The organism is Rhodococcus cerastii, assembly GCF_033042195.1.
Taxonomy (GTDB): domain Bacteria; phylum Actinomycetota; class Actinomycetes; order Mycobacteriales; family Mycobacteriaceae; genus Rhodococcoides.
Genome location: NZ_JAWLKF010000003.1, coordinates 301,357 through 322,266, shown reverse-complemented (window position 1 = coordinate 322,266; position 20,910 = coordinate 301,357). Strand labels below are relative to the sequence as shown.

20 protein-coding genes are annotated in these 20,910 nt (G+C 65.3%); 12 read left to right on the top strand and 8 right to left on the bottom strand.

What is annotated here, in order from left to right:
* Entirely contained in the window at positions 1 to 831 is an 831-nt protein-coding gene (locus R3P93_RS08385; RefSeq protein ID WP_094671346.1) for a transglutaminase family protein, read from the top strand.
* A gap of 48 nt (positions 832 to 879) precedes the next feature.
* Here R3P93_RS08385 and R3P93_RS08380 read toward each other — a convergent pair whose 3' ends face one another.
* Positions 880 to 1,449: a type II toxin-antitoxin system PemK/MazF family toxin gene (locus tag R3P93_RS08380; RefSeq protein WP_094640417.1), complete on the bottom strand. Its 570-nt coding sequence runs from the start codon at positions 1,447 to 1,449 to the stop codon at positions 880 to 882.
* Between the two features lie 150 nt (positions 1,450 to 1,599).
* Between R3P93_RS08380 and lepA the strand changes: the two genes are divergently transcribed.
* Complete coding sequence (gene lepA, locus R3P93_RS08375; RefSeq protein ID WP_045194648.1) at positions 1,600 to 3,447, top strand: translation elongation factor 4; 1,848 nt, start codon at positions 1,600 to 1,602, stop codon at positions 3,445 to 3,447.
* Positions 3,448 to 3,573: 126 nt separating this feature from the next.
* On the top strand, positions 3,574 to 4,581 hold the full coding sequence (locus R3P93_RS08370) for a nitronate monooxygenase (protein WP_094640200.1): 1,008 nt from the start codon (positions 3,574 to 3,576) through the stop codon (positions 4,579 to 4,581).
* Positions 4,582 to 4,591: 10 nt separating this feature from the next.
* Here R3P93_RS08370 and R3P93_RS08365 read toward each other — a convergent pair whose 3' ends face one another.
* A complete protein-coding gene (locus tag R3P93_RS08365) occupies positions 4,592 to 6,583 on the bottom strand; it encodes a glycoside hydrolase family 15 protein (protein ID WP_394855271.1) in 1,992 nt (663 codons plus the stop codon).
* 147 nt (positions 6,584 to 6,730) lie between these two features.
* On the opposite strand from R3P93_RS08365, the gene R3P93_RS08360 reads away from it, so the two are divergent.
* From R3P93_RS08360 to R3P93_RS08335, 6 genes are all read left to right on the top strand, one after another.
* The gene (locus R3P93_RS08360; protein ID WP_068052375.1) at positions 6,731 to 6,964 is read left to right on the top strand and encodes a hypothetical protein; all 234 of its coding nucleotides are present in this window, start codon (positions 6,731 to 6,733) and stop codon (positions 6,962 to 6,964) included.
* Positions 6,965 to 7,082: 118 nt separating this feature from the next.
* Entirely contained in the window at positions 7,083 to 7,172 is a 90-nt protein-coding gene (locus R3P93_RS08355) for an Ms4533A family Cys-rich leader peptide (RefSeq protein WP_310180897.1), read from the top strand.
* A gap of 203 nt (positions 7,173 to 7,375) precedes the next feature.
* Complete coding sequence (locus R3P93_RS08350) at positions 7,376 to 8,398, top strand: sulfate ABC transporter substrate-binding protein (protein ID WP_094640416.1); 1,023 nt, start codon at positions 7,376 to 7,378, stop codon at positions 8,396 to 8,398.
* Between the two features lie 5 nt (positions 8,399 to 8,403).
* Positions 8,404 to 9,297 carry a sulfate ABC transporter permease subunit CysT gene (cysT, locus tag R3P93_RS08345; protein WP_373557644.1) on the top strand — a complete coding sequence of 298 codons (894 nt, stop codon included), beginning with the start codon at positions 8,404 to 8,406 and terminating at the stop codon, positions 9,295 to 9,297.
* On the top strand, positions 9,294 to 10,094 hold the full coding sequence (gene cysW, locus R3P93_RS08340; protein WP_317532771.1) for a sulfate ABC transporter permease subunit CysW: 801 nt from the start codon (positions 9,294 to 9,296) through the stop codon (positions 10,092 to 10,094). Before cysT ends, cysW begins: the two co-directional genes overlap by 4 nt.
* Positions 10,094 to 11,149 carry a sulfate/molybdate ABC transporter ATP-binding protein gene (locus tag R3P93_RS08335; protein ID WP_317532770.1) on the top strand — a complete coding sequence of 352 codons (1,056 nt, stop codon included), beginning with the start codon at positions 10,094 to 10,096 and terminating at the stop codon, positions 11,147 to 11,149. The genes cysW and R3P93_RS08335 overlap by 1 nt, the downstream gene beginning before the upstream one ends.
* On the opposite strand, the gene R3P93_RS08330 is transcribed toward R3P93_RS08335, so the two are convergent.
* From R3P93_RS08330 to R3P93_RS08310, 5 genes are read right to left on the bottom strand one after another with little or no spacing between them, the layout of a single operon-like run.
* Positions 11,109 to 11,945, bottom strand: a complete 837-nt coding sequence (locus tag R3P93_RS08330) for a sirohydrochlorin chelatase (RefSeq protein ID WP_317532769.1) — start codon at positions 11,943 to 11,945, stop codon at positions 11,109 to 11,111. The genes R3P93_RS08335 and R3P93_RS08330 overlap by 41 nt on opposite strands.
* Complete coding sequence (locus tag R3P93_RS08325) at positions 11,942 to 13,246, bottom strand: sulfate adenylyltransferase subunit 1 (RefSeq protein ID WP_317532768.1); 1,305 nt, start codon at positions 13,244 to 13,246, stop codon at positions 11,942 to 11,944. Before R3P93_RS08325 ends, R3P93_RS08330 begins: the two co-directional genes overlap by 4 nt.
* Positions 13,246 to 14,190: a sulfate adenylyltransferase subunit CysD gene (cysD, locus tag R3P93_RS08320; protein WP_068052360.1), complete on the bottom strand. Its 945-nt coding sequence runs from the start codon at positions 14,188 to 14,190 to the stop codon at positions 13,246 to 13,248. The genes R3P93_RS08325 and cysD overlap by 1 nt, the downstream gene beginning before the upstream one ends.
* Positions 14,187 to 14,897, bottom strand: coding sequence for a phosphoadenylyl-sulfate reductase (locus R3P93_RS08315; RefSeq protein WP_094640414.1), 711 nt, complete (start codon positions 14,895 to 14,897; stop codon positions 14,187 to 14,189). The genes cysD and R3P93_RS08315 overlap by 4 nt, the downstream gene beginning before the upstream one ends.
* Positions 14,894 to 16,612 carry a nitrite/sulfite reductase gene (locus tag R3P93_RS08310; RefSeq protein WP_094640415.1) on the bottom strand — a complete coding sequence of 573 codons (1,719 nt, stop codon included), beginning with the start codon at positions 16,610 to 16,612 and terminating at the stop codon, positions 14,894 to 14,896. Before R3P93_RS08310 ends, R3P93_RS08315 begins: the two co-directional genes overlap by 4 nt.
* Positions 16,613 to 16,948: 336 nt before the next feature.
* Here R3P93_RS08310 and hemW point away from each other — a divergent pair, with 336 nt between their 5' ends.
* Complete coding sequence (hemW, locus tag R3P93_RS08305) at positions 16,949 to 18,160, top strand: radical SAM family heme chaperone HemW (protein ID WP_317532767.1); 1,212 nt, start codon at positions 16,949 to 16,951, stop codon at positions 18,158 to 18,160.
* Positions 18,161 to 18,170: 10 nt separating this feature from the next.
* On the opposite strand, the gene R3P93_RS08300 is transcribed toward hemW, so the two are convergent.
* Positions 18,171 to 18,476, bottom strand: a complete 306-nt coding sequence (locus R3P93_RS08300; RefSeq protein ID WP_317532766.1) for a type II toxin-antitoxin system VapB family antitoxin — start codon at positions 18,474 to 18,476, stop codon at positions 18,171 to 18,173.
* A 133-nt stretch (positions 18,477 to 18,609) separates the two neighbouring features.
* Between R3P93_RS08300 and hrcA the strand changes: the two genes are divergently transcribed.
* Together hrcA and dnaJ are read left to right on the top strand one after the other, a co-directional pair.
* Positions 18,610 to 19,653 (top strand): heat-inducible transcriptional repressor HrcA, encoded by a 1,044-nt coding sequence (gene hrcA / locus R3P93_RS08295; protein ID WP_243594020.1) that lies wholly within the window; start codon positions 18,610 to 18,612, stop codon positions 19,651 to 19,653.
* A gap of 97 nt (positions 19,654 to 19,750) precedes the next feature.
* Positions 19,751 to 20,908 (top strand): molecular chaperone DnaJ, encoded by a 1,158-nt coding sequence (gene dnaJ, locus R3P93_RS08290; RefSeq protein WP_317532765.1) that lies wholly within the window; start codon positions 19,751 to 19,753, stop codon positions 20,906 to 20,908.
* Positions 20,909 to 20,910: the final 2 nt, after the last annotated feature.

Genomic DNA, 20,910 nt, shown 5'->3' with positions numbered 1-20,910 from the left:
ATGCGTGTCGTGCACACCACGGGCTATCAGTACGACGCACCGGTGACGTCGTCGTACAACGAGGCTCGGTTGACGCCGCGAAGTGACAATCGGCAGAACGTGATTCTGAACCGAGTCGAGACCAACCCGGTGACGCGTTCCTACCGCTACACCGACTACTGGGGCACAGCGGTGACGGCGTTCGATCTGCACGCTCCGCACACCGAGCTGGAGGTCACCGGATCGTCGGTGGTCGAGACCGATCCCTTCGTCTACCCGGACGAGAACGCTTCCTGGGAGGAACTCGCGAGCGAGCCGGTCATCGACCGCTTCAACGAGGTCCTCGACAACACCGAATACGTGCCGAAGAACAGGCAACTCGCATCGGTGGCGAAGAAGCTGTCGAAGGGCCTACCGCCGCAGGAATCGGTGGTGGAGATCTCCAACTGGGTCAACCAGGAGATGTCCTATGTGCCGGGAACCACCGGCGTGCACACCTCGGCCGTGGAAGCGTGGTCGGAGAAGAAGGGCGTCTGCCAGGACTACGCCCACCTGACGCTGCTGATGCTGCGCAGCATCGGCATCCCCAGCCGGTACGTCTCGGGTTACCTGCATCCCAAGAAGCAGGCCGCGATCGGTGCGACGGTGGAGGGCCAGAGCCACGCGTGGATCGAGGCCTGGACCGGTGCGTGGTGGGGCTACGACCCGACCAACGCCATCGCCGTCAACGAGCAGCACGTGTCGGTCGGACTCGGCCGCGACTACGCCGACGTGCCGCCGCTCAAGGGCATCTTCTCCGGCGGCGGTTCGACGGCCCTCGACGTGGTCGTGGAGATCACCCGGTTGGCGTGAGCCAGATGCGCGTTGTGCGCCCTTTCATGGGCGCACAACGCGCACCCATCAGTTCCAGCCGAAGTCGCGGCGCAATCTGTTTGCCACGGAATCGAATTGGGGCTTGCTCAGAATCGCACCCTCGCGTCGGATGCCGTCCTCGGGCACGTCGAGCACTCGATCCAGACGAATCCAGCTCGGTCGGCCTTCGGCGTCCCACGGACCGGACCCGATCGACTGCCAGTCACGGTCTCCGTCGCGGCTGCTCTGACTCGACAACATCAGGCCGAGCAGATCGTTGCCCTCGCGGCCGATGACCAACACCGGGCGGTCCTTGCCCTGGCTGGCGTCCTCCTCGTAGGTGACCCAGGTCCAGACGATTTCGCCGGGGTCGGCCTTGCCGTCCAGGTCGGGGGAGTACTCGATGGTGCGGGCGCGTTGCGCCGTGGGCCTGGTCTGCGACGCCACCGGTCGCCCCGGACGAGGAGTCGGAGCAGACGTGCGTGTGGCCGTCCCGCTGATCGCGTCCTTGCCCTTCTGCAGGGCTCCGGACTTCTGTAATTGACGCAGCAGTCGGGGACCCTCGCGCATCGCGATCTTGCTCAGTTCCTTGCCGAATCTGCTCCAGTTGCCAGCCATGCGGCGAGTGTAGCGATGCAGACTCTGCTGCTCATCGCCCGAACCGCGGCGACGAGAACACCCGAGTCGGACAGCCGGGGACGGCGCACCGTTCTCGGCGTGGGACGATAGGGAAACCCGTTCGCTCATTTCGAACACGCCAGCCGAAGGATACGAGTGCCCAGCTTCGCCGACACGACGTTCACCGATCCGTCCAGGATCAGGAACTTCTGCATCATCGCCCACATCGACCACGGCAAGTCGACGCTGGCCGACCGGATGTTGCAGCTCACGGGCGTCGTCGACGACCGGTCGATGCGCGCTCAGTACCTGGACCGGATGGATATCGAGCGCGAGCGCGGCATCACCATCAAGGCGCAGAACGTCCGGCTCCCGTGGGTCGTCGACGGCGAGGAATTCGTGCTGCACCTCATCGACACGCCCGGCCACGTCGACTTCACCTACGAGGTATCGCGCGCCCTCGAGGCCTGCGAAGGTGCAGTGCTGCTCGTCGACGCCGCGCAGGGCATCGAGGCGCAGACGCTGGCCAACCTGTACCTGGCTCTCGACAAAGAGCTCACCATCATCCCGGTGCTCAACAAGATCGATCTCCCCGCCGCCGACCCGGACCGCTACGCCGCCGAGATCGCCCACATCATCGGGTGCGAGGCCGACGACGTTCTGCGCGTGTCCGGCAAGACCGGTGTAGGCGTCGAGGAATTGCTCAACGAGGTCGTCAAGCTGGTTCCGGCCCCGGTCGGCAATCCGGACGGGCCCGCCCGCGCGATGATCTTCGACTCGGTCTACGACACCTACCGCGGCGTCGTCACCTACGTCCGCGTCGTCGACGGCGCGCTCAACCCGCGCGAGAAGGTCACGATGATGTCGACCGGCTCGACCCACGAGCTGCTCGAGGTCGGCATCGTCTCACCCGACCCGAAAGCCACCAAGGGCCTGGGCGTCGGCGAAGTGGGATACCTGATCACCGGAGTGAAGGACGTCCGTCAGTCCAAGGTCGGCGATACCGTCACCACCTTCCGCAAGGGCGCGACGGAGCCGCTGACCGGCTACCGCGAACCCCGTCCCATGGTGTACTCGGGCCTCTACCCGCTCGACGGTTCGGATTACCCCGACCTGCGCGACGCTCTGGAGAAGCTGCAGCTCAACGATGCTGCACTGACGTACGAGCCCGAGACTTCGGTGGCGCTCGGATTCGGCTTCCGCTGCGGCTTCCTCGGGCTGCTGCACATGGAGATCACCCGCGAGCGGCTCGAGCGAGAGTTCAACCTGGACCTGATCTCGACCTCGCCCAACGTGGTCTATCGCGTCGAGATGGAAGACGGTGCCGAGCACATCGTGACCAACCCGTCGTACTGGCCCGAGGGCAAAGCGCGGGAAGTGTTCGAGCCGATGGTCAAGTGCACCATCATCTCGCCCAGCGAGTTCATCGGTTCCATCATGGAACTGTGCCAGGGACGACGTGGCGAACTCGGGGGCATGGACTATCTGTCCGAGACCCGCGTCGAGCTGCGGTACACCATTCCCATGGCCGAGATCATCTTCGACTTCTTCGACATCCTGAAGTCCCGAACACGCGGATACGCCAGCCTCGACTACGAGGAGATCGGCGAGCAGAGCGGTGCGCTGGTCAAGGTCGACATCCTGCTGCAGGGTGAGGCCGTCGATGCGTTCTCGGCGATCGTGCACAAGGACGCTGCTGCGGCCTACGGCAACAAGATGACGACCAAGCTCAAGGAACTGATCCCGCGCCAGCAGTTCGAGGTGCCGATCCAGGCCGCCATCGGATCTCGCATCATCGCCCGCGAGAACATCCGCGCGATCCGCAAGGACGTGCTGGCCAAGTGCTACGGCGGCGACATCAGCCGTAAGCGCAAGCTGCTCGAGAAGCAGAAAGAGGGCAAGAAGCGGATGAAGACGATCGGCCGCGTCGAGGTGCCGCAGGAAGCCTTTGTCGCCGCACTGTCCTCGGAATCCTCGTCGGACAAGCCCAAGAAGTAACCTCACACCCTTTCTGTCGACTGCACGCCCCTGCTCACATCGGAGCCGGGGCGCGCAGTTGTCAGTGAGGGCGCGCGGTCCCCACCACATCCAGCCGCGCATGGCGGGCGAGTACATTTCGAACCTGTGACGACGCCGATTCTGAAGCAGCTGCGTGTTCCCGTTGTCGGTGCGCCGATGGCGGGCGGCCCGAGTACTCCCGAACTCGCCCGTGCGGTGTCGGAGGCAGGTGGGCTGGGCATGATCGCCGGTGCGCTGTTGACACCCGAAGCCTTTGCGGCGCAGATCGATTCGGTGCGCGATCTGCTGTTCGGTGTCAATCTCTTTCTGCCGGAGGAGCCATCGGGTGCGGATGTGGCGTCCTATGCCGAGCACCTGACGTCCTGGTTCGAGCGTTTCGATGCGGAGCCGGGAGAGTTGGTGCGCCGGGACGACTTCTACGCCGAGAAGTTCGCCTGGCTGCTGGCACACCCGGTACCGCTGGTATCGAGTACGTTCGCGACGTTCGACGCGGACGAGGTCGCCCAGTTGCACGCCGTGGGAACCGAGGTGTGGGCCACCGTCGCCACCGCGTCGGACGCATCGGTGGCCACCGCGAACGGGGTGGATGCGCTCGTGGTGCAGGGACCCGAAGCGGGCGGGCACCGAGGCACGTTCGACGGGTCGGCCCCGGACGAACCACTGACCGAACTGCTGATCGCAGTGCGCGAGACATCCGACCTACCGCGAATCGCTGCAGGTGGATTGATGGACGGCAACGACATTGCGCCACTGCTCGATTCGGGTCTTGCGCACGCGGCTCAGCTCGGTACGGCGTTGCTGAACACACCCGAGGCCGGCACCAAACCCGTACACCGTGAGCAACTGACGCTTGCTCCCGACACTGCGGTGACCAGGGCATTCTCCGGCCGCCCTGCGCGGGGTCTGGTGAACGAGTTCATGCGCGAGAATTCCGATGTCGCACCGCTGGCGTACCCCGATCTGCACTACTTGACGGCGCCGATGCGCGCGAAGGCCGCAGCGGCGGGAGACCCGTCGGGACTGTCGATGTGGGCAGGCACCGGTCATCGCCGGGCACAGGCGAAGCCCGCGGCCGAGCTGATCGCCGAATGGGCGAGGCAACTCGGCCGCTGAGCCCTCCCTCTCAGGGGTTGGAGTGGGCGGGCTGGAAGTGCCCTGCCACCTGAGCTTCCTCGGCGCGGATGACGTGCACCACCGCGTTGATGAGTGCGAGGTGGGTGAATGCCTGCGGGAAGTTACCGAGGTGACGGCCGGTGCGGTGGTCGATCTCCTCGGCGTAGAGCTTGAGTGGGCTCGCGTACCCCAACAGACGCTCGCAGAGGTGCTTGGCGCGAGGGAGCTCACCGATCTCGACCAGCGCCGACACGAGCCAGAAGGAGCAGATCGTGAACGTACCTTCCTCACCCGCCAGACCGTCGTCGGTGGTGTCGGTTCGGTAGCGCAGGACCAGGCCGTCCTCGGTCAGCTCGTCGGCAATGGCGAGCACTGTCGCGCGGATGCGTTCGTCCTCGGCAGGCAGGAATCGAAGCAGCGGTGCGAGCAGCAGTGACGCATCCAGCGACGGGTCACCGTAGCGCTGAGTGAGGACACCCCGAGAATCGGTGCCGTTCTCGAGAATGTCCGCCTTGATCTCGTCGGCGATCTCGTTCCACTTGGCCGAATACTCCTTCTCGCCGTGGATGTCGGCGAGCTTGGCCCCGCGGTCGAGTGCGACCCAACACATGAGCTTCGAGGAGGTGAAGTGCTGCGGTTCACCGCGCACCTCCCAGATGCCGCGATCGGGCTTGCGCCAGTTGGTGATCGCCTCCTCCACCTGTCGTTTGAGCAGGGGCCACAGGAATTCGGGGACGTGCTCGCGCGACTTGACGTGCAGATACACCGAGTCGAGCATCGTGCCCCAGATGTCGTGCTGCTCTTGATCGTAGGCTCCGTTGCCGATACGGACCGGACGTGCGCCGTCGTATCCGGACAGGTGCGGCAGCTCGCTCTCGTCGAGTGTCTTCTCGCCGCCGATGCCGTACATGACCTGGAGCGGATTGACCTCGCCGTTCGCCGTTGTCGCCACATCGGACATGAACGCGAAGAAGTCGTTGGCCTCACGGTCGAGTCCGAGTGTGTAGAGGCCCCACAGTGCGAACGTCGAGTCGCGTACCCACGTGTAGCGGTAGTCCCAATTCCGTTCTCCACCCGGCGTTTCCGGAAGCGAGGTGGTCGACGCCGCCAGCAGCGCGCCGGTGGGGGCGTAGGTCAGTCCCTTGAGCGTCAGGGCACTGCGCTGCAGGTAGCCCCGCCAGGGGTGATCGGGGAATCGGCCGATCGTGATCCACTGCCGCCAGCATTCGGACGTGCGCCACATCTTGTCCGCGGCCTCCTCGAACGTCTGCGGCGCAGGCAGATCCGACCACGACAGAGCGACGAACACGTTGTCGCCCTCCGTCATTCGAGTGCGGGCGCGGGCTTCACGTCCTTCGATGCCGATGCGGAGATTGGTGGTCAGCTTCAACGTCGGCTGATCGCCGCCCGCACTGGCTTCGCAGGTGGCGGTGGTCTCCTCGTACACCTTGCCGGTGTACTCCCACTTCGCCGGCGCGCGGTGGTAGTCGAAGGCGGGCTCGCAGCTCATCTCGAGTTCGACTGTGCCGCTGACGCACTTGATGGTGCGCAGCAGGATGTGTTCGGCGTCCCAGTCGCTCGGTGCGCGCTTGTGAGTGCGAGAGCGTTGATCGGTGTTGTGCCACGGTCCCATGACGAGTGCGTCGCGGACGATGAGCCAACCGGTCTCGGTCTGCCACGTCGTCTCGACGATCAGGCCACCGGGCAGATACCGCCGTGCCGCGGGGACCGATTGACCGTACGGCCCGACACGGAAATGGCCTGCGCTGCGATCGAGAACCGCGCCGAAGATGCTGGGGGAGTCCGGCCGAGGCACGCACATCCACTCGACCGATCCGTTTCGAGCGATCAAGCAGGTCGTCTCGCAGTCCGAGAGGAACGCATAGTCGTCGATCGGCGGAAAGGCGCTCCGGTAGGACGTCAGGGTGGACACCGGTGCGTCGGTGCTGCCCAACGCTCCCTGGACCTCGACCCCGCCCAAACCTGGATGCCCCGACCCCATGGCGGGCTCGTCGGCCACCGGGGGCACTGGCGAAAGATCTTCGTATGCCGTCATGGCGTAATCATCGACCGATCGATGGCATGCGTCCACTGCTGGTCGTCGATCGGCGTGGCGTGAGAGCGGAACGAGCTGGTTTAAGCTGCGAGGGTGGAATCGATCGCACGCTGGTGGGACGGCGTCGAACTGTGGGTGACGGGTTTGCCGTTCGTGCCGCAGTCGGTTGTCGTGCTGCTGGTCATCGTGCCTACCGCGTTCCTGCTGGCACGAGTGTTCGATCGTGTGCTCGCGGTGGTTCTGCACGTGCTCGGGCGTGATGCACGGGCGGCTCGCGATGCGGAGCCGACGGGTGCGGCCACCACTACGACGAAGGATGGACAGTAATGCCACGGTCTCGGGTCACGTTGGCGCTCATCGCGCTGCTGGTGCTGGTTGTCATCGCCTGGTTGCTCACTAGATAGCCGATTAGAGTCGGTCCGGAACCTCTGCTAGATTTCTGACCGTGTCTTCTGCCGCCGAGTATCGCGTCCGCCATCAGTTGGCGTTGATCGCTGTCGGCATGCTGGCAGTCGCCGATATCGACTGTTGTTGATTCCTTCCTTCGTCGAATCGGTTCCGTCGATCCGTTGCCCACGCGCCTACTTCTCGGGGCCGGGCGGTTCACGACGTACTTTCTGCCGCCCTCGGTGATCTCGCGATGACTCGCGGCCACGGTGGTGCACCGGTTCGACTTCGGGAATGTCGACCATGCCCAGTTCGTACTCATTGCACACTGTCACGAAAGGCCTTTTCTCGATGAGGCACAGCTCTCGCTACCTGCTGACCACGTTCGCGGCTGTGGGAACCCTTCTGCTCACCGCATGCAACGGCGGATCCAGTGACGTCGTCGGCGGTGAGCCGGACACCGCGAGCGGCCCCGCACTGACCCTCGTGGGTTACGCCGTCCCCAAGAATGGTTGGGACGCAATCGGTCCCGCCTTCGCTGCAACCGAGGACGGTGACGGAACGGCGATCAACGCGGACTACGGCGCATCGGGCAACCAGTCACGCAAGGTGGCCGACGGCGCACCCGCCGATATCGTCAACTTCTCGGTCGAGCCCGACATCACCCGTCTGGTGCAGGCTGGCAAGGTCGACGAGGACTGGAACCAGAATGCCTATGCCGGAGTGCCGTTCGGCTCCGTGGTGACGATCGTCGTGCGCGAAGGCAACCCCAAGAACATCCGTACCTGGGACGATTTGGTCAAGCCCGACGTTCAGGTCATCAGCCCCAGCCCGCTCAGTTCGGGTTCGGCCAAGTGGAACCTGCTCGCCCCCTACGCGGCGAAGAGCAACGGCGGACAGGACAAGCAGGCCGGTCTCGACTTCGTTCGCACCCTCGTTGCCGATCACTTCCCGGTTCAGCCCGAATCCGGCCGCGCCGCAACCGAAGCCTTTCTGCAGGGCCAGGGTGATGCGTTGCTCAGCTACGAGAACGAAGCACTCCTGATCGAGGAACAGGGGCAGAGCGTGGAGCACGTCGACGTTCCCGTCACGTTCCGCATAGACAATCCCGTGGCAGTGATCAACGACAGCGCCAATCTCGATCGCGCCAATGCGCTGAACGATTTCGTCTACACCGACGAGGGGCAGAAGATCTGGGCAGAGGCCGGCTTTCGCCCGACGAACCCGGACATCGCGTCGGAGTACTCCGACAAGTTCTTCACCCCCGAAAAGCTCTACACCATCGACGATCTCGGTGGCTGGACGCAGGTCGACGCGGACCTGTTCGGAGACAACGGTGCCATCGCCACGATCTACCAAGACAGCACCAGGTAGCGATCATGTCCCTATCGAGCAGCGAACCCGCGCCGTCGGATTCGACCGTCCCGCCCAGCGCGACACCACGGTTTCGTGCCGGGCGGGAAGGCCGAAAGTTCCGTGGCCCGGGATCGGTCGGTCCGCTCGGCCTCGGCGTCGCGGTGTTGTGGCTCAGCGTCATCGTGCTGCTTCCGTTGGCGGCGTTGACGGTTCAGTCGTTCGACGACGGTCTCACCGGCTTCTGGAACGCAGTCACCGAGCAACGCGCGCTGGCCACGTTCAAGGTGACGTTGCAGGTGTCGGTGGCCGCGGCCGTGGTCAACCTGTTTCTCGGCACGCTGATCGCGTGGGTCCTGGTTCGTGACGAGTTCCCGGGCAAGCGTTTCGTCAACGCCCTGATCGATCTGCCGTTCGCACTGCCGACCATCGTGGCGAGCCTGGTTCTGCTGTCGCTGTACGGTCCGGCGAGTCCGGTCGGGTTGGTGTTCAACGCAACCAAGCCCGCGGTGATCGTCGCGCTGCTGTTCGTCACGTTGCCGTTCGTGGTGCGAGCGGTTCAGCCGGTGCTGATCGAGCTCGACAAGGACGTCGAGGAGGCCGCGGCCTCGCTCGGCGCGAACAACTGGACCATCTTCCGTCGCATCGTCCTGCCGGTCCTGCTGCCGGCGATCCTCAGCGGTGGGGGGCTCGCCTTCGCGCGCGCCATCGGTGAATTCGGGTCGGTGGTGCTCATCGGCGGCAACATCCCCAACGACACACAGGTGGCGTCCCAATACATTCGTGAGCTCATCGAGTACGACCGTCCCACCGACGCGGCGGCGATCTCGGTAGTGCTGCTGGCGATCGCGTTCGCGGTGCTGTTCGTACTGCGCGTGGTCGGCAATCGCTTGGCCCGACGTGAGGAGCAGATCTCGTGAAAATCGGTCTGCCGATCAAGCTGACGCTGCGCACCGTTGCGCTCATGTATCTCGCCGTTCTGGTGCTGTTCCCGCTCGGGGCGATTCTGTACCGCACCTTCGAGGATGGTGTGACCACGTTCTTCGAGCAGATCACCACTCCTGCAGCCCAATCGGCCTTGCAGTTGTCTCTGCTGATCGTCGCGATCGTGGTGCCGATCAATGTGGTGTTCGGCGTCATCACTGCACTGGCGCTGGTGCGGGGACGGTTCCGCGGGAAGGGCGTACTCGAAGCCGTTGTCGATCTACCGTTCGCGGTGTCACCGATCATCACCGGCGTTGCGTTGATTCTGCTGTGGGGAGCCAACGGATGGTTCGGCGGAGTCGAAAGCCTGGGCTTCACGGTCATTTTCGCTCTCCCCGGCATGGTCATCGCCACGATCTTCGTCACCCTGCCGTTCGTGGTGCGCGAGGTCGAACCGGTGCTGTACGAGATCGGTGAGGAGCAAGAGGAGGCCGCCTCGACGCTCGGTGCGTCGTCGTGGCAGACGTTCTGGCGCATCACTCTTCCGGCGATCCGGTGGGGGTTGACGTACGGCGTCGTACTCACCGTCGCACGGTCGCTCGGCGAGTTCGGTGCGGTGATCATGGTCTCGACCAATTTGCCCGGCATTTCCCAGACACTCACGCTGCTGGTCAATTCACGGTACGAGGACTTCAATCAACAGGGCGCATACGCCGCGTCCACACTGCTCATGGCGATAGCCGTCGTCGTGCTGCTGTTGATGACGGCCCTCGACAAGAAGAGGACGAAGTAATGACCGAGACATCCCCCGAGATCGAGATCTCCGTCGTCGGTGCCAACAAGCACTACGGCGACTTCGCCGCGCTCGACAATGTCAGCATCGACATTCCCAAGGGGTCGCTGACGGCACTGCTCGGCCCCAGTGGCTCGGGCAAGTCGACGCTGCTGCGCTCCATCGCCGGGCTCGAACAACTCGACTCCGGTCGGGTGGTGCTCGCAGGCCAGGATGTGACGTGGGTGAGCCCGCAGCGCCGCGAGATCGGATTCGTCTTCCAGCACTACGCGGCGTTCAAACACCTCACGGTGCGAGACAACGTCGCGTTCGGCCTGCAGATTCGCAAGCGGCCCAAGGCCGAGATCGCCAAGAAGGTCGACGAGTTGCTCGAGATCGTCGGGCTGGCCGGTTTCCAGAGCCGCTACCCGGCGCAGCTGTCCGGTGGACAGCGCCAGCGCATGGCGTTGGCTCGCGCTCTCGCCGTCGACCCGCAGGTGCTGCTGCTCGACGAGCCCTTCGGCGCGCTCGACGCCAAGGTGCGCGCCGATCTCCGTACGTGGCTGCGTCGACTGCACGACGAGGTGCACGTCACCACCGTGCTGGTGACCCACGATCAGGAGGAGGCGCTCGACGTCGCCGATCGGATCGCGGTGCTCAACAAGGGTCGCATCGAGCAGGTGGGCAGCCCGGAAGATCTCTACGATCGCCCGGCCAACAACTTCGTGATGTCGTTCCTCGGTCAGGTCGCCAAGCTGAACGGACTGCTCGTGCGACCGCACGACATTCGCGTCGGACGCGACCCGTCGTTGGCGCAGGCCCAGGCCAGCGGGACGGCCGAATCGGCCGGTGTCACGCGTGCCGTCGTCGAGCGGGTGGTGCACCTCGGCTTCGAGGTGAAGGTCGAATTGAAGAACGCGGCCACCGGTGAACTGTTCGCGGCGCAGATCACCCGCGGCGACAGTGAGGCTCTCGGTCTGCGCGAGGGCGAGACGGTGTACGTGCGAGCGACTCGGGTGCCGAAAATCGCAGACGCTAGCGATGCCGACGCGATTGCTGGTGCACGGGTTCGTTGAACCGGTGCGGTAGAGCGTTCGGCTCCGGTGCTGCACCAGCTCGTGCCGCAGGAGTGGAGCCTGCGGAACGACCCATCGAGACTGCGGAGTCGTAGCGCCGCGACACCAGATCTGCCAGCGCTGGATGTGCTCCGATGACCTCGGCGTGCACCACGTTCGGTAGGCCTGCGACCGAGGCTTCGATCCTGTCGGTGAGCAGTCCGGGGGCCAGGAACCAGGGTGCCACGACGATGCGGTCGGCTCCCAGTGCGCGCAGCTGTGCGATCGCATCGGTGGGGGACGGGGAGACCGAGGTCGCAAAGCAGGTCACAGCTCCGGCCCAGTTTGTTCCGGCGAGCAGTTTCTGCGCGATCACTCGGGTGCGCTGATTCGCCGGTGCCACCGAGGAGCCGACCGCGGCAAGAGCGATTCCGACCGTCGAATCGGTTACTGCGACACGGGTGTCGGTGATGCGGTCGCGGACTGCGTCGATGAGGAGTCGGTCGTCTCCCAGAACGTCGGCTTGCGTTATCGAGACGTGCGGGTGTCGCGTTCTCGCGGCCTGCAGTAATTCGGGCAGATCGACTTTTGCGTGAAAAGCTTTGCCCAGCAACATCGGAACTGCGACGATGCGTGCGTGTCCGGCAACGGCCAGGTCGTCGACCACCTGATCGACGCCGGGCTCGGAGAGATCGAGAAACGCCACGCGCACGTCCAGATCCGGTCGCCGCCGACGCAGGGCGTCGACGGCGCGGTGGATCGTCGCGCTCGAGCGCGGGTCACGGCTGCCGTGTGCAACCGCGATCAGTGCGCTCACGCCGGAACTGCCGACCCCAGCTCGACGGCAGCCAGAGCGTTGCCCACGAGCCCGGCAGCCAACGTGTTGCCGCCGGTCGGATCGATCAGCAGGAAGCTGCCCGTGTGCCGGTTGACGGCGTAGTCGTCTGCCACGATGGGTTCGGCGACGCGCACCGAGATTCGGCCGATCTCGTTGAGCTCCAACGACTCCGGACCTTCGTGTGCGGTGAGCTCCTGCTCGTCGAATCGCTCGATCAGGGTCCCGACGATGGCCTGGGTGGTGCGAGTGCCGTGCTTGAGCAGCAGGCGAGCGCCCGGGCGGAGCGGCTTCTCGGCGAGCCAGCACACCGTGGCCTCGAAGTCGCCGATCGGCTCCGGTGCGTCCTGCGGGGAGGCGATGGTGTCGCCGCGCGAGACGTCGACATCGTCGGCGAGTACGAGGGTGACACTGCGTCCGGCATGAGCGGAACGCAATTCCCCGTCCGCGGTATCGATGCGCTCGACTGTCGTTCGGGTGCCGGAGGGCAGGATGACGACCTCGTCGCCGACGTCGACGGAGCCCGCCGCGACCTGGCCGGCATATCCGCGGTAGTCCGGGAACTCCGCTGTGCGAGGCCGGATCACGTACTGCACGGGGAATCGCAGACCGACCCGGTGCGGTTCGGCGTCGACCGGGACCGACTCGAGGTGCTCGATGAGGGTGGGGCCGTCGTAGTACGGAGTCTTGTCGGACTTCACCGCGACGTTGTCGCCGTGCAGTGCGGACACCGGGATTTCGATGACGTCCTCGCTGGACCAGCCGAGTGAGGTGGTCAGCGAGTTGAACTCGGCCGAGATCTCGGCGAACACCGTTGCGGGGTCCTCGACCAGATCGATCTTGTTGACCGCGAGCACCAGGCGTGGAACGCCGAGCAGGGCGAGAACCGCTGCGTGCCTGCGGGTCTGCGTGATGACACCCTTGCGGGCGTCGACCAGCAGGATGACGAGCTGAGCCGTCGAGGCACCGGAGACGGTATTGCGGGTGTACTGAACGTGGCCGGGGGTATCGGCCAGTACGAACGAGCGGTGCGGCGTCGCGAAGTAGCGATAGGCGACATCGATGGTGATGCCCTGTTCACGCTCGGCGCGCAGGCCGTCGACCAGGAGGGACAGGTCCGGAGTGGCCAGCCCCTTGTCCACCGAGGCCCGAGTGACGGCGTCGATCTGGTCGGCCAGAACGGATTTGGTGTCGTAGAGGAGCCGTCCGACGAGCGTCGACTTACCGTCGTCGACGCTCCCCGCGGTGGCGAGGCGAAGAAGCTGCGTTCCTGTGCTGCTCATCAGAAGTATCCTTCTCGTTTGCGATCTTCCATGGCAGCCTCGGAGACGCGGTCGTCGCCGCGGGTGGCTCCGCGTTCGGTCAGCCTGGACGCGGCTACCTCGGCGAGGATTGCCTCGTTGTCGGCGGCCTCGGACAGCACTGCGCCGGTGGTTGATCCGTCGCCGACGGTGCGGTAGCGCACCGACAGGGTCTGCAGCTCCTCGTTCTCGGCCGGTCCGCCCCAGACGCCGGGCGTCATCCACATGCCGTCACGCTGGTAGACGGGTCGCTGATGGGCGTAGTAGATGCTCGCCAGTTCCACGTCGTCACGGGCGATGTAGCGCCAGATGTCGAGTTCGGTGAAGTTGCTGAGCGGGAACACGCGCACCTGCTCGCCGGGGGAATGCTTGCCGTTGTACAGGTTCCACAGTTCGGGTCGCTGCTTCTTGGGCTCCCACTGGCCGAATGCGTTGCGCAGCGAGAAGATCCGCTCTTTCGCACGGGCGCGTTCCTCGTCGCGTCGGGCACCGCCGAAGACGGCGTCGAACCGATTTTCGGAGATCGCGTCGAGGAGGGGCACGGTCTGCAGCGGGTTGCGGATGCCGTCGGGGCGCTCGGTGAGGCGTCCGTCGGCGAGATACTCCTCGACGCTGGCCACGTGCAGACGCAGGTTGTATTTGGCGACCACGTGATCGCGGAAGTCCAGCACCTCCTGCAGGTTGTGTCCGGTGTCGACGTGCAGCAGTGCGAACGGCAGGGGAGCGGGCCAGAACGCCTTGATCGCCAGGTGCAGCAGAACGGTCGAGTCCTTGCCGCCGGAGAACAGGATGACGGGGCGCTCGAACTCGCCCGCCACCTCACGGAAGATGTGGATGGCCTCGGATTCGAGTGCGTCGAGGGTGTCGAACCGATCTGCGTCGAGATGGGTCCGACCGACGGTGGCCGAGGTGAGATCGAGTGTCATGAGGCGTGCAACCCACATTCGGTCTTGGCCTTACCGGCCCAACGACCGCTACGCGGGTCGGCTCCGGGGGCAGGTTTGACGGTGCACGGTGCGCACCCGATGGACGGATAGCCTTCGTCGACGAGGGGATTGACCAGAATCGAGTGTTCGTCGATGTAGGCCTGCATCTGCTCGTCGGACCACGGCGCGATCGGGTTGATCTTGACCAGGCCGAAGGCGTCGTCGAACGAGATGAGCGGGGCGTTGGCGCGGGTGGGGGCCTCGACCCGGCGGATACCGGTGACCCAGGCGCTGTAGTTCGCCAGTTCCTTCTTCAGCGGGGCGACCTTGCGCATCGCACAGCAGCGATTGGGCTCGCGGGCGAACAGGTCCTTGCCGTCGATCGCATCCTGTTCTGCGACGGTCTTCTCGGCTCGGGCGTTGACGACCCGGACGCCGTAGACGGACTCGACGGCGTCGCGCGTCCCAATGGTCTCGGCGAAGTGGTAGCCGGTGTCGAGGAACAGCACGTCCACACCGGGATGAACCTGTGCAGCGAGGTGAACGAGCACCCCGTCCTGCATGTTGGAGGCAACGATGAAGTCGTCACCGAAGTTGTCCTCGGTCCACTGCAACAACTCCAGCGGACTCGCCCCGTCGAGTTCGCGGGCACCGCGCTCGGCGATGTCCTTCAATTCCTCCACCGTCAAATTCAACCTGGTACTCATCGCAAATCCGCCTCGTCTGCTCGCACGGCCCACTGAGCGAACCGTTCGCCGTCCTCGCGGTGCTTGTCGAAATTGCGCACCACTCTGTCGATGTAATCTCCCAGCTCGGAGCTGTTGACCTTGTGCTGGCGCAACTTTCGGCCGAACGCACTGTCCAGTCCGAGGCTGCCTCCGAGATGAACCTGGAAACCCTCGATCTGATTCCCGTCCCCGTCGTCGACCAACAGGCCCTTGAAGCCGATGTCGGCGATCTGCGACCGTGCGCACGAATTGGGGCAGCCGTTGATATTGATGGTGATCGGCACGTCGAGTTTGCTGTTGATGTCGGACAGGCGCTCTTCGAGCTCGGGGACGAGAACCTGTGAGCGCTTGCGGGTTTCGGCGAACGAGAGCTTGCAGAACTCGATGCCGCTGCACGCCATCAGATTCTTGCGCCAGTGCGAGGGCCGGGCAGGTAGGCCCAACGCATCGAGGTCGGAGATCAGCTGTTCGAGCGTTTCGTCGGGAACGTCGAGGACGATCAGCTTCTGGTACGGCGTGAATCGCACGCGATCCGACCCGGCCTTCTCGGCGGCGTCGGCGACGGCGGCGAGGATGGTGCCGGAGACGCGGCCCGCGATGGGTGCCACCCCGACGGCGTTGAGGCCGTTCTTGAGCTTCTGGATCCCGACGTGATCGCGTGGCCGAGCGGGCTTCTCGGGAGCCGGGCCGTCGATGAGCTTGCGGTGCAGGTATTCGTCCTCGAGGACCTGGCGGAACTTCTCGATGCCCCAGTCCTTGATGAGAAACTTCAGGCGCGCCTTGGTACGAAGCCTGCGGTAGCCGTAGTCACGGAAGATCGAGACGACGCCTTCCCATACGTCGGGAACGTCCTCGAGCGGAACCCAGACGCCGACTCGCTGCGCGAGCATGGGGTTGGTGGACAGGCCGCCGCCGACCCACAGGTCGAGTCCGGGCCCGTGCTCGGGATGCACGACGCCGACGAACGCGCAGTCGTTGATCTCGTGCACCACGTCCTGCAGGCCCGAGATCGCCGTCTTGAACTTGCGCGGCAGATTGGAGTACTCGGGCTTGCCGATGTAACGCTCGACGATCTCGTCGATGGCGGAAGTGGGGTCGAGGATCTCGTCGACGGCCTCGCCCGCGAGCGGGGAACCGAGTACCACGCGGGGGCAGTCGCCGCACGCCTCGGTGGTCTTCAAGCCGACCGCTTCGATTCGACGCCAGATCTCGGGGACGTTCTCCACCTCGACCCAGTGGAACTGCACGTTCTCACGGTCGGACAGGTCTGCGGTGTCGCGACCGAACTCCTGCGAGATGCCGGCGAGGACACGCAGCTGCTCGAGGTTCAGTGCGCCCGCGTCGCAGCGGATACGCATCATGAAGTACTTGGCCTCGAGCAGGTCGATGTTGTCGTCACCGGTGAACGTGCCGTCGTAGCCCTGCTCACGCTGGGTGTAGAGGCCCCACCAGCGGAAGCGGCCGCGAAGATCGCCCTTGTCGATGCTGTCGAAACCCTGCTTGGAGTAGATGTTCTCGATGCGGGCTCGCACGTTGAGCGGGTTGTCGTCCTTCTTGGACTGCTCGTTGGCGTTCAGTGGCTCCCGGTACCCCAGTGCCCACTGTCCCTCGGCTCGGCGTTTGGTCGGACGCGGTGTGCGCTCCCGTGGTGTGACGGAGGCAGCGTCGGTGGTCGCGTCGCTGGTCGACGGCATGCATTGCTCCTGCATCTTTGTGCTGGCCGGTACCCGGTACGGGAGCGCAGATCAGTGCTCGCTCGACGACAGTGGGAAACCGGTGGATCGAATGGACGTGCTCGAAGGAGGGCTGGTCAGCAGCCGGTCGTGTATCGACACGACGCGCTGCAGACACGGCCGAGATCGACATGGCGGCGCGCCACGAGTCGAATTCCTGAGTCGGTCACGGGAGTCATTGTGCCACGTCATCGGGGCGATGGACGACCGCGGCGGCTATTTACCCCGATTTCGAGGTAAATAGGCTGGCAGGGCGTGTGGGATCGGGTGTGCCTGAACTCTGGGACACTGGAAGGCGTGAATACCGTCGTACCCGTCCCGTCCACCTTCGAGTTGCCGACCGAGGCGTTCGACGGAGTGGGGGACCGCGCGTTCGGGATCTACGTGCACGTTCCGTTCTGCGCCACGCGGTGCGGGTACTGCGACTTCAACACCTACACGGCGGGTGAGCTGGGCACATCGGCGTCGCCGCAGTCCTGGTTGGAGGGTCTGCGACGTGAGTTGGACACCGCCGCGGGGCTGATGCAGGCCCGCACGGGTCGCGTTCCGACGGCAGACACCGTCTTCGTCGGCGGTGGCACCCCGTCACTGCTCGGGGGCGACGGTCTGGCCGACGTCCTGGGTGCGGTTCGGTCGAGTTTCGGATTGACCGACGGCGGCGAGGTGACCACGGAATCCAACCCGGAATCGACGTCACCGGAATTCTTCGACCGGCTTCGTGACGCCGGCTTCACCCGCATCTCGCTCGGAATGCAGTCCGCTGCACCACATGTGCTTGCCGTCCTCGATCGCACCCACACGCCCGGTCGAGCGGTCGCCGCGGCAAAGGAAGCGCGCGCGGCCGGTTTCGAGCACGTCAATCTCGACCTCATCTACGGCACTCCCGGCGAGCGAGACAGCGATCTGGACCAGTCCCTCGCGGCAGTCCTCGAGGCCGGCGTCGACCACGTCTCGGCCTACGCGCTGATCGTCGAGGACGGCACCGCCATGGCCCGCAAGGTTCGCCGCGGTGAGTTGCCTGCACCCGATGACGACGTGCTGGCGAGCCGGTACGAGCGCATCGACACGGCGATGAACGCCGCAGGGCTGTCCTGGTACGAGGTGTCGAACTGGGCCACCGACGCCGACGCGCAGTGCCGCCACAACATCGGCTACTGGGACGGCGGCGACTGGTGGGGCGCTGGGCCCGGCGCACACAGCCACATCGGCGGCACCCGGTTCTGGAACGTCAAACACCCGGCCGCGTACGCCGATCGCCTTGCCACAGGACACCTACCGGTGCACGGCAGCGAATTGCTCAGCGCCGAGGATCGACACCTGGAAGAGCTGATGTTGACCGTCCGACTCCGCTCGGGAGTGCCGATGAGGTTGCTCGGGCCGGCCGAGCGCGCCGCTGCCGAACAGACCGTCGCAGACGGGTTGATGGTGCGCCGCGGAGAACGACTCGTGCTCACCGACCGGGGCCGATTGCTGGCCGACGCGGTGGTGCGCACCATCGCTGCCGCCTGAACAGTCTGTTTCAGGCGCTCAGTGCGTCGTAGTCGAACACCCTGGCGTGCAACACCGTTCGATTGCGCAGTGCCGCACGCACTGCGCGGTGCAAGCCGTCCTCGAGATAGACGACACCACGGAACTGCACCGCGTGAGGGAACAGATCGCCGTAGAAGGTGGAGTCCTCGGACAGCAACCTGTCGAGCTCGAGCACCTTGGTGGTGGTGACGATCTCGTCCAGACGCAGCTGCCGTGGCGGGATTCTCGACCAGTCTCTGATGGACAGACCGTGCTCGGGGTAGGGCTTTCCGTCACGCACACCTTTGAAGATCATCGCAAGCCCGTGGCCGCTGGGTCGAATCGAAAGACAGTTTCCACTCGGACCACAGTAAGGCCTTGCACGAGCATGCGTTCGCCGGCTACTAGACTCGAGCGACGATTGGAAACGAGAACGGAGGTGGGCACCGATGTCGAGCACCGACGACAGGCGGTTCGAGGTTCTACGAGCGATCGTGGCGGACTACGTGTCCACCCAGGAACCGGTCGGTTCACGTGCCCTGGTCGAGCGCCACAGCCTCGGAGTGTCCAGTGCCACGGTGCGCAACGACATGGCCGTACTCGAGGCCGAGGGGTACATCGCCCAGCCGCACACCAGTTCCGGCCGGGTGCCGACCGACAAGGGCTACCGGCAGTTCGTCGATCGGATCGCCGACGTCAAGCCGCTCTCCGCGGCCGAGCGTCGCGCCATCCTGGAGTTTCTCGAGAACGGCGTCGACCTGGACGACGTGTTGCGACGCGGCGTCCGGTTGCTGGCTCAGTTGACCCGTCAGGTCGCCGTGGTCCAGTACCCCACGCTGTCGGCGTCATCGGTTCGTCACCTGGAAGTGGTGGCGCTCACCCCGGCTCGGCTGCTGCTGGTGCTGATCACCGACTCGGGTCGCGTCGATCAGCGCATCGTCGAACTCGGTGATGTGATCGACGACGAGAATCTGGCGCAGCTGCGGCGTCTGCTCGGCGGCGCGCTCGAGGGCAAGCGGCTGGCGGCAGCATCGGCCGCAGTGGCCGAACTCGCCGAGAACGCGCCACCCGCGCTACGAGACGCCATGATTCGCTCGGCAACGGTGCTGGTGGAATCGCTCGTCGAGCACCCCGAAGAACGTCTGGTTCTCGGCGGTACGGCGAACTTGACGCGCAACGCGGCGGACTTCGCCGGCGACGCGGGGTTTCCCGGATCGCTCAGGGCGGTACTCGAGGCGCTGGAAGAGCAAGTGGTCGTGCTCAAACTGCTCGCCGTGACGCAGGACACCCGCACCGTGACAGTGCGGATCGGCGAGGAAACGCAGGTCGAGGAAATGCGTGGGACGTCGGTGATTTCCACCGGATACGGGTCGGCTGGCATGGTCCTCGGAGGAATGGGTGTTCTCGGGCCGACCCGAATGGACTACCCAGGAACAATTGCGTCGGTCGCTGCGGTTGCCAGGTACATCGGCGAGGTCCTGGCCGAACGCTGAGACGAGCGGGAACCGAATCGATCGACGGCCGCGGGGCATGGGCGGCCGCACACAGCAGCAACGAACGAGATTCATCTTCTAGGACGAAAGAGACGACGTGGCACGGGATTATTACGGGAGTTTGGGCGTCGGCCAGCAGGCGACGGACCAGGAGATCAAGCGCGCCTACCGCAAACTGGCGCGAGAACTGCACCCGGACGTCAACCCGGACGAGGCCGCGCAGGCCCGGTTCAAGGAGATCTCCACCGCGTACGAGGTGCTGTCCGATCCGGAGAAGCGTCGTATCGTCGACCTGGGCGGCGACCCGCTGCAGCAGGGCGGCGGAGGCGGCGGCGGTGGATTCGGTGGAGCCGGATTCGGCGGCGGCCTGGGAGATGTGTTCGAGGCGTTCTTCGGCGGCGGCGCGGGCGGCTCCCAGCGAGGGCCGAAGGGCCGAGTACAGCCGGGAGCGGATTCACTGCTGCGGACCAAGCTCACCCTCGACGAGTGCGCCACCGGCGTGACCAAGCACATCACCGTCGACACCGCGATCCTGTGCGACCTGTGCACCGGCTCGGGTACCAACGGCGACTCCAAGCCGGTTCGCTGCGACACCTGCGGCGGTGCCGGAGAAGTGCAGTCGGTGCAGCGCTCGTTCCTCGGCCAGGTCATGACCAGCCGGCCTTGCCCCACCTGCCGCGGTGCAGGCGAGACCATCCCCGACCCCTGCCGCAAGTGCGGCGGCGACGGTCGCGTCCGGTCGCGTCGCGACATCTCGGTCAAGGTGCCGGTCGGCGTGAGCAACGGCATGCGGATCCGACTGGCCTCGCAGGGCGAAGTCGGTCCCGGCGGCGGACCCGCGGGAGACCTGTACGTGGAGATCGTCGAACAGCAGCACGAGGTGTTCGTACGCGACGGTGACGATCTGCACTGCACCGTCCGCGTCCCGATGGTCGACGCCGCCCTCGGCACCTCGGTCAACATCGATGCGATCATCGACGGACCCACCGAGATCTCGGTCGAACAAGGCACGCAACCGAATTCGACGACGGTACTGCGTGGTCACGGAATGCCCAAGCTGCGGTCGGGCATTCGCGGCGATCTGCACGCGCACCTCGAGGTCATCGTGCCGACCAAGCTCGACAGCAAGCAGACCCATCTGCTCGAACAGCTCAGGTCGATGCGCGACCGCGACTCGGCGGAGGTCGTCACCACCGGTTCCGCGCACAGCGGCGGCCTGTTCTCGCGGTTGCGGGAAGCATTCAGCGGTCGCTGATC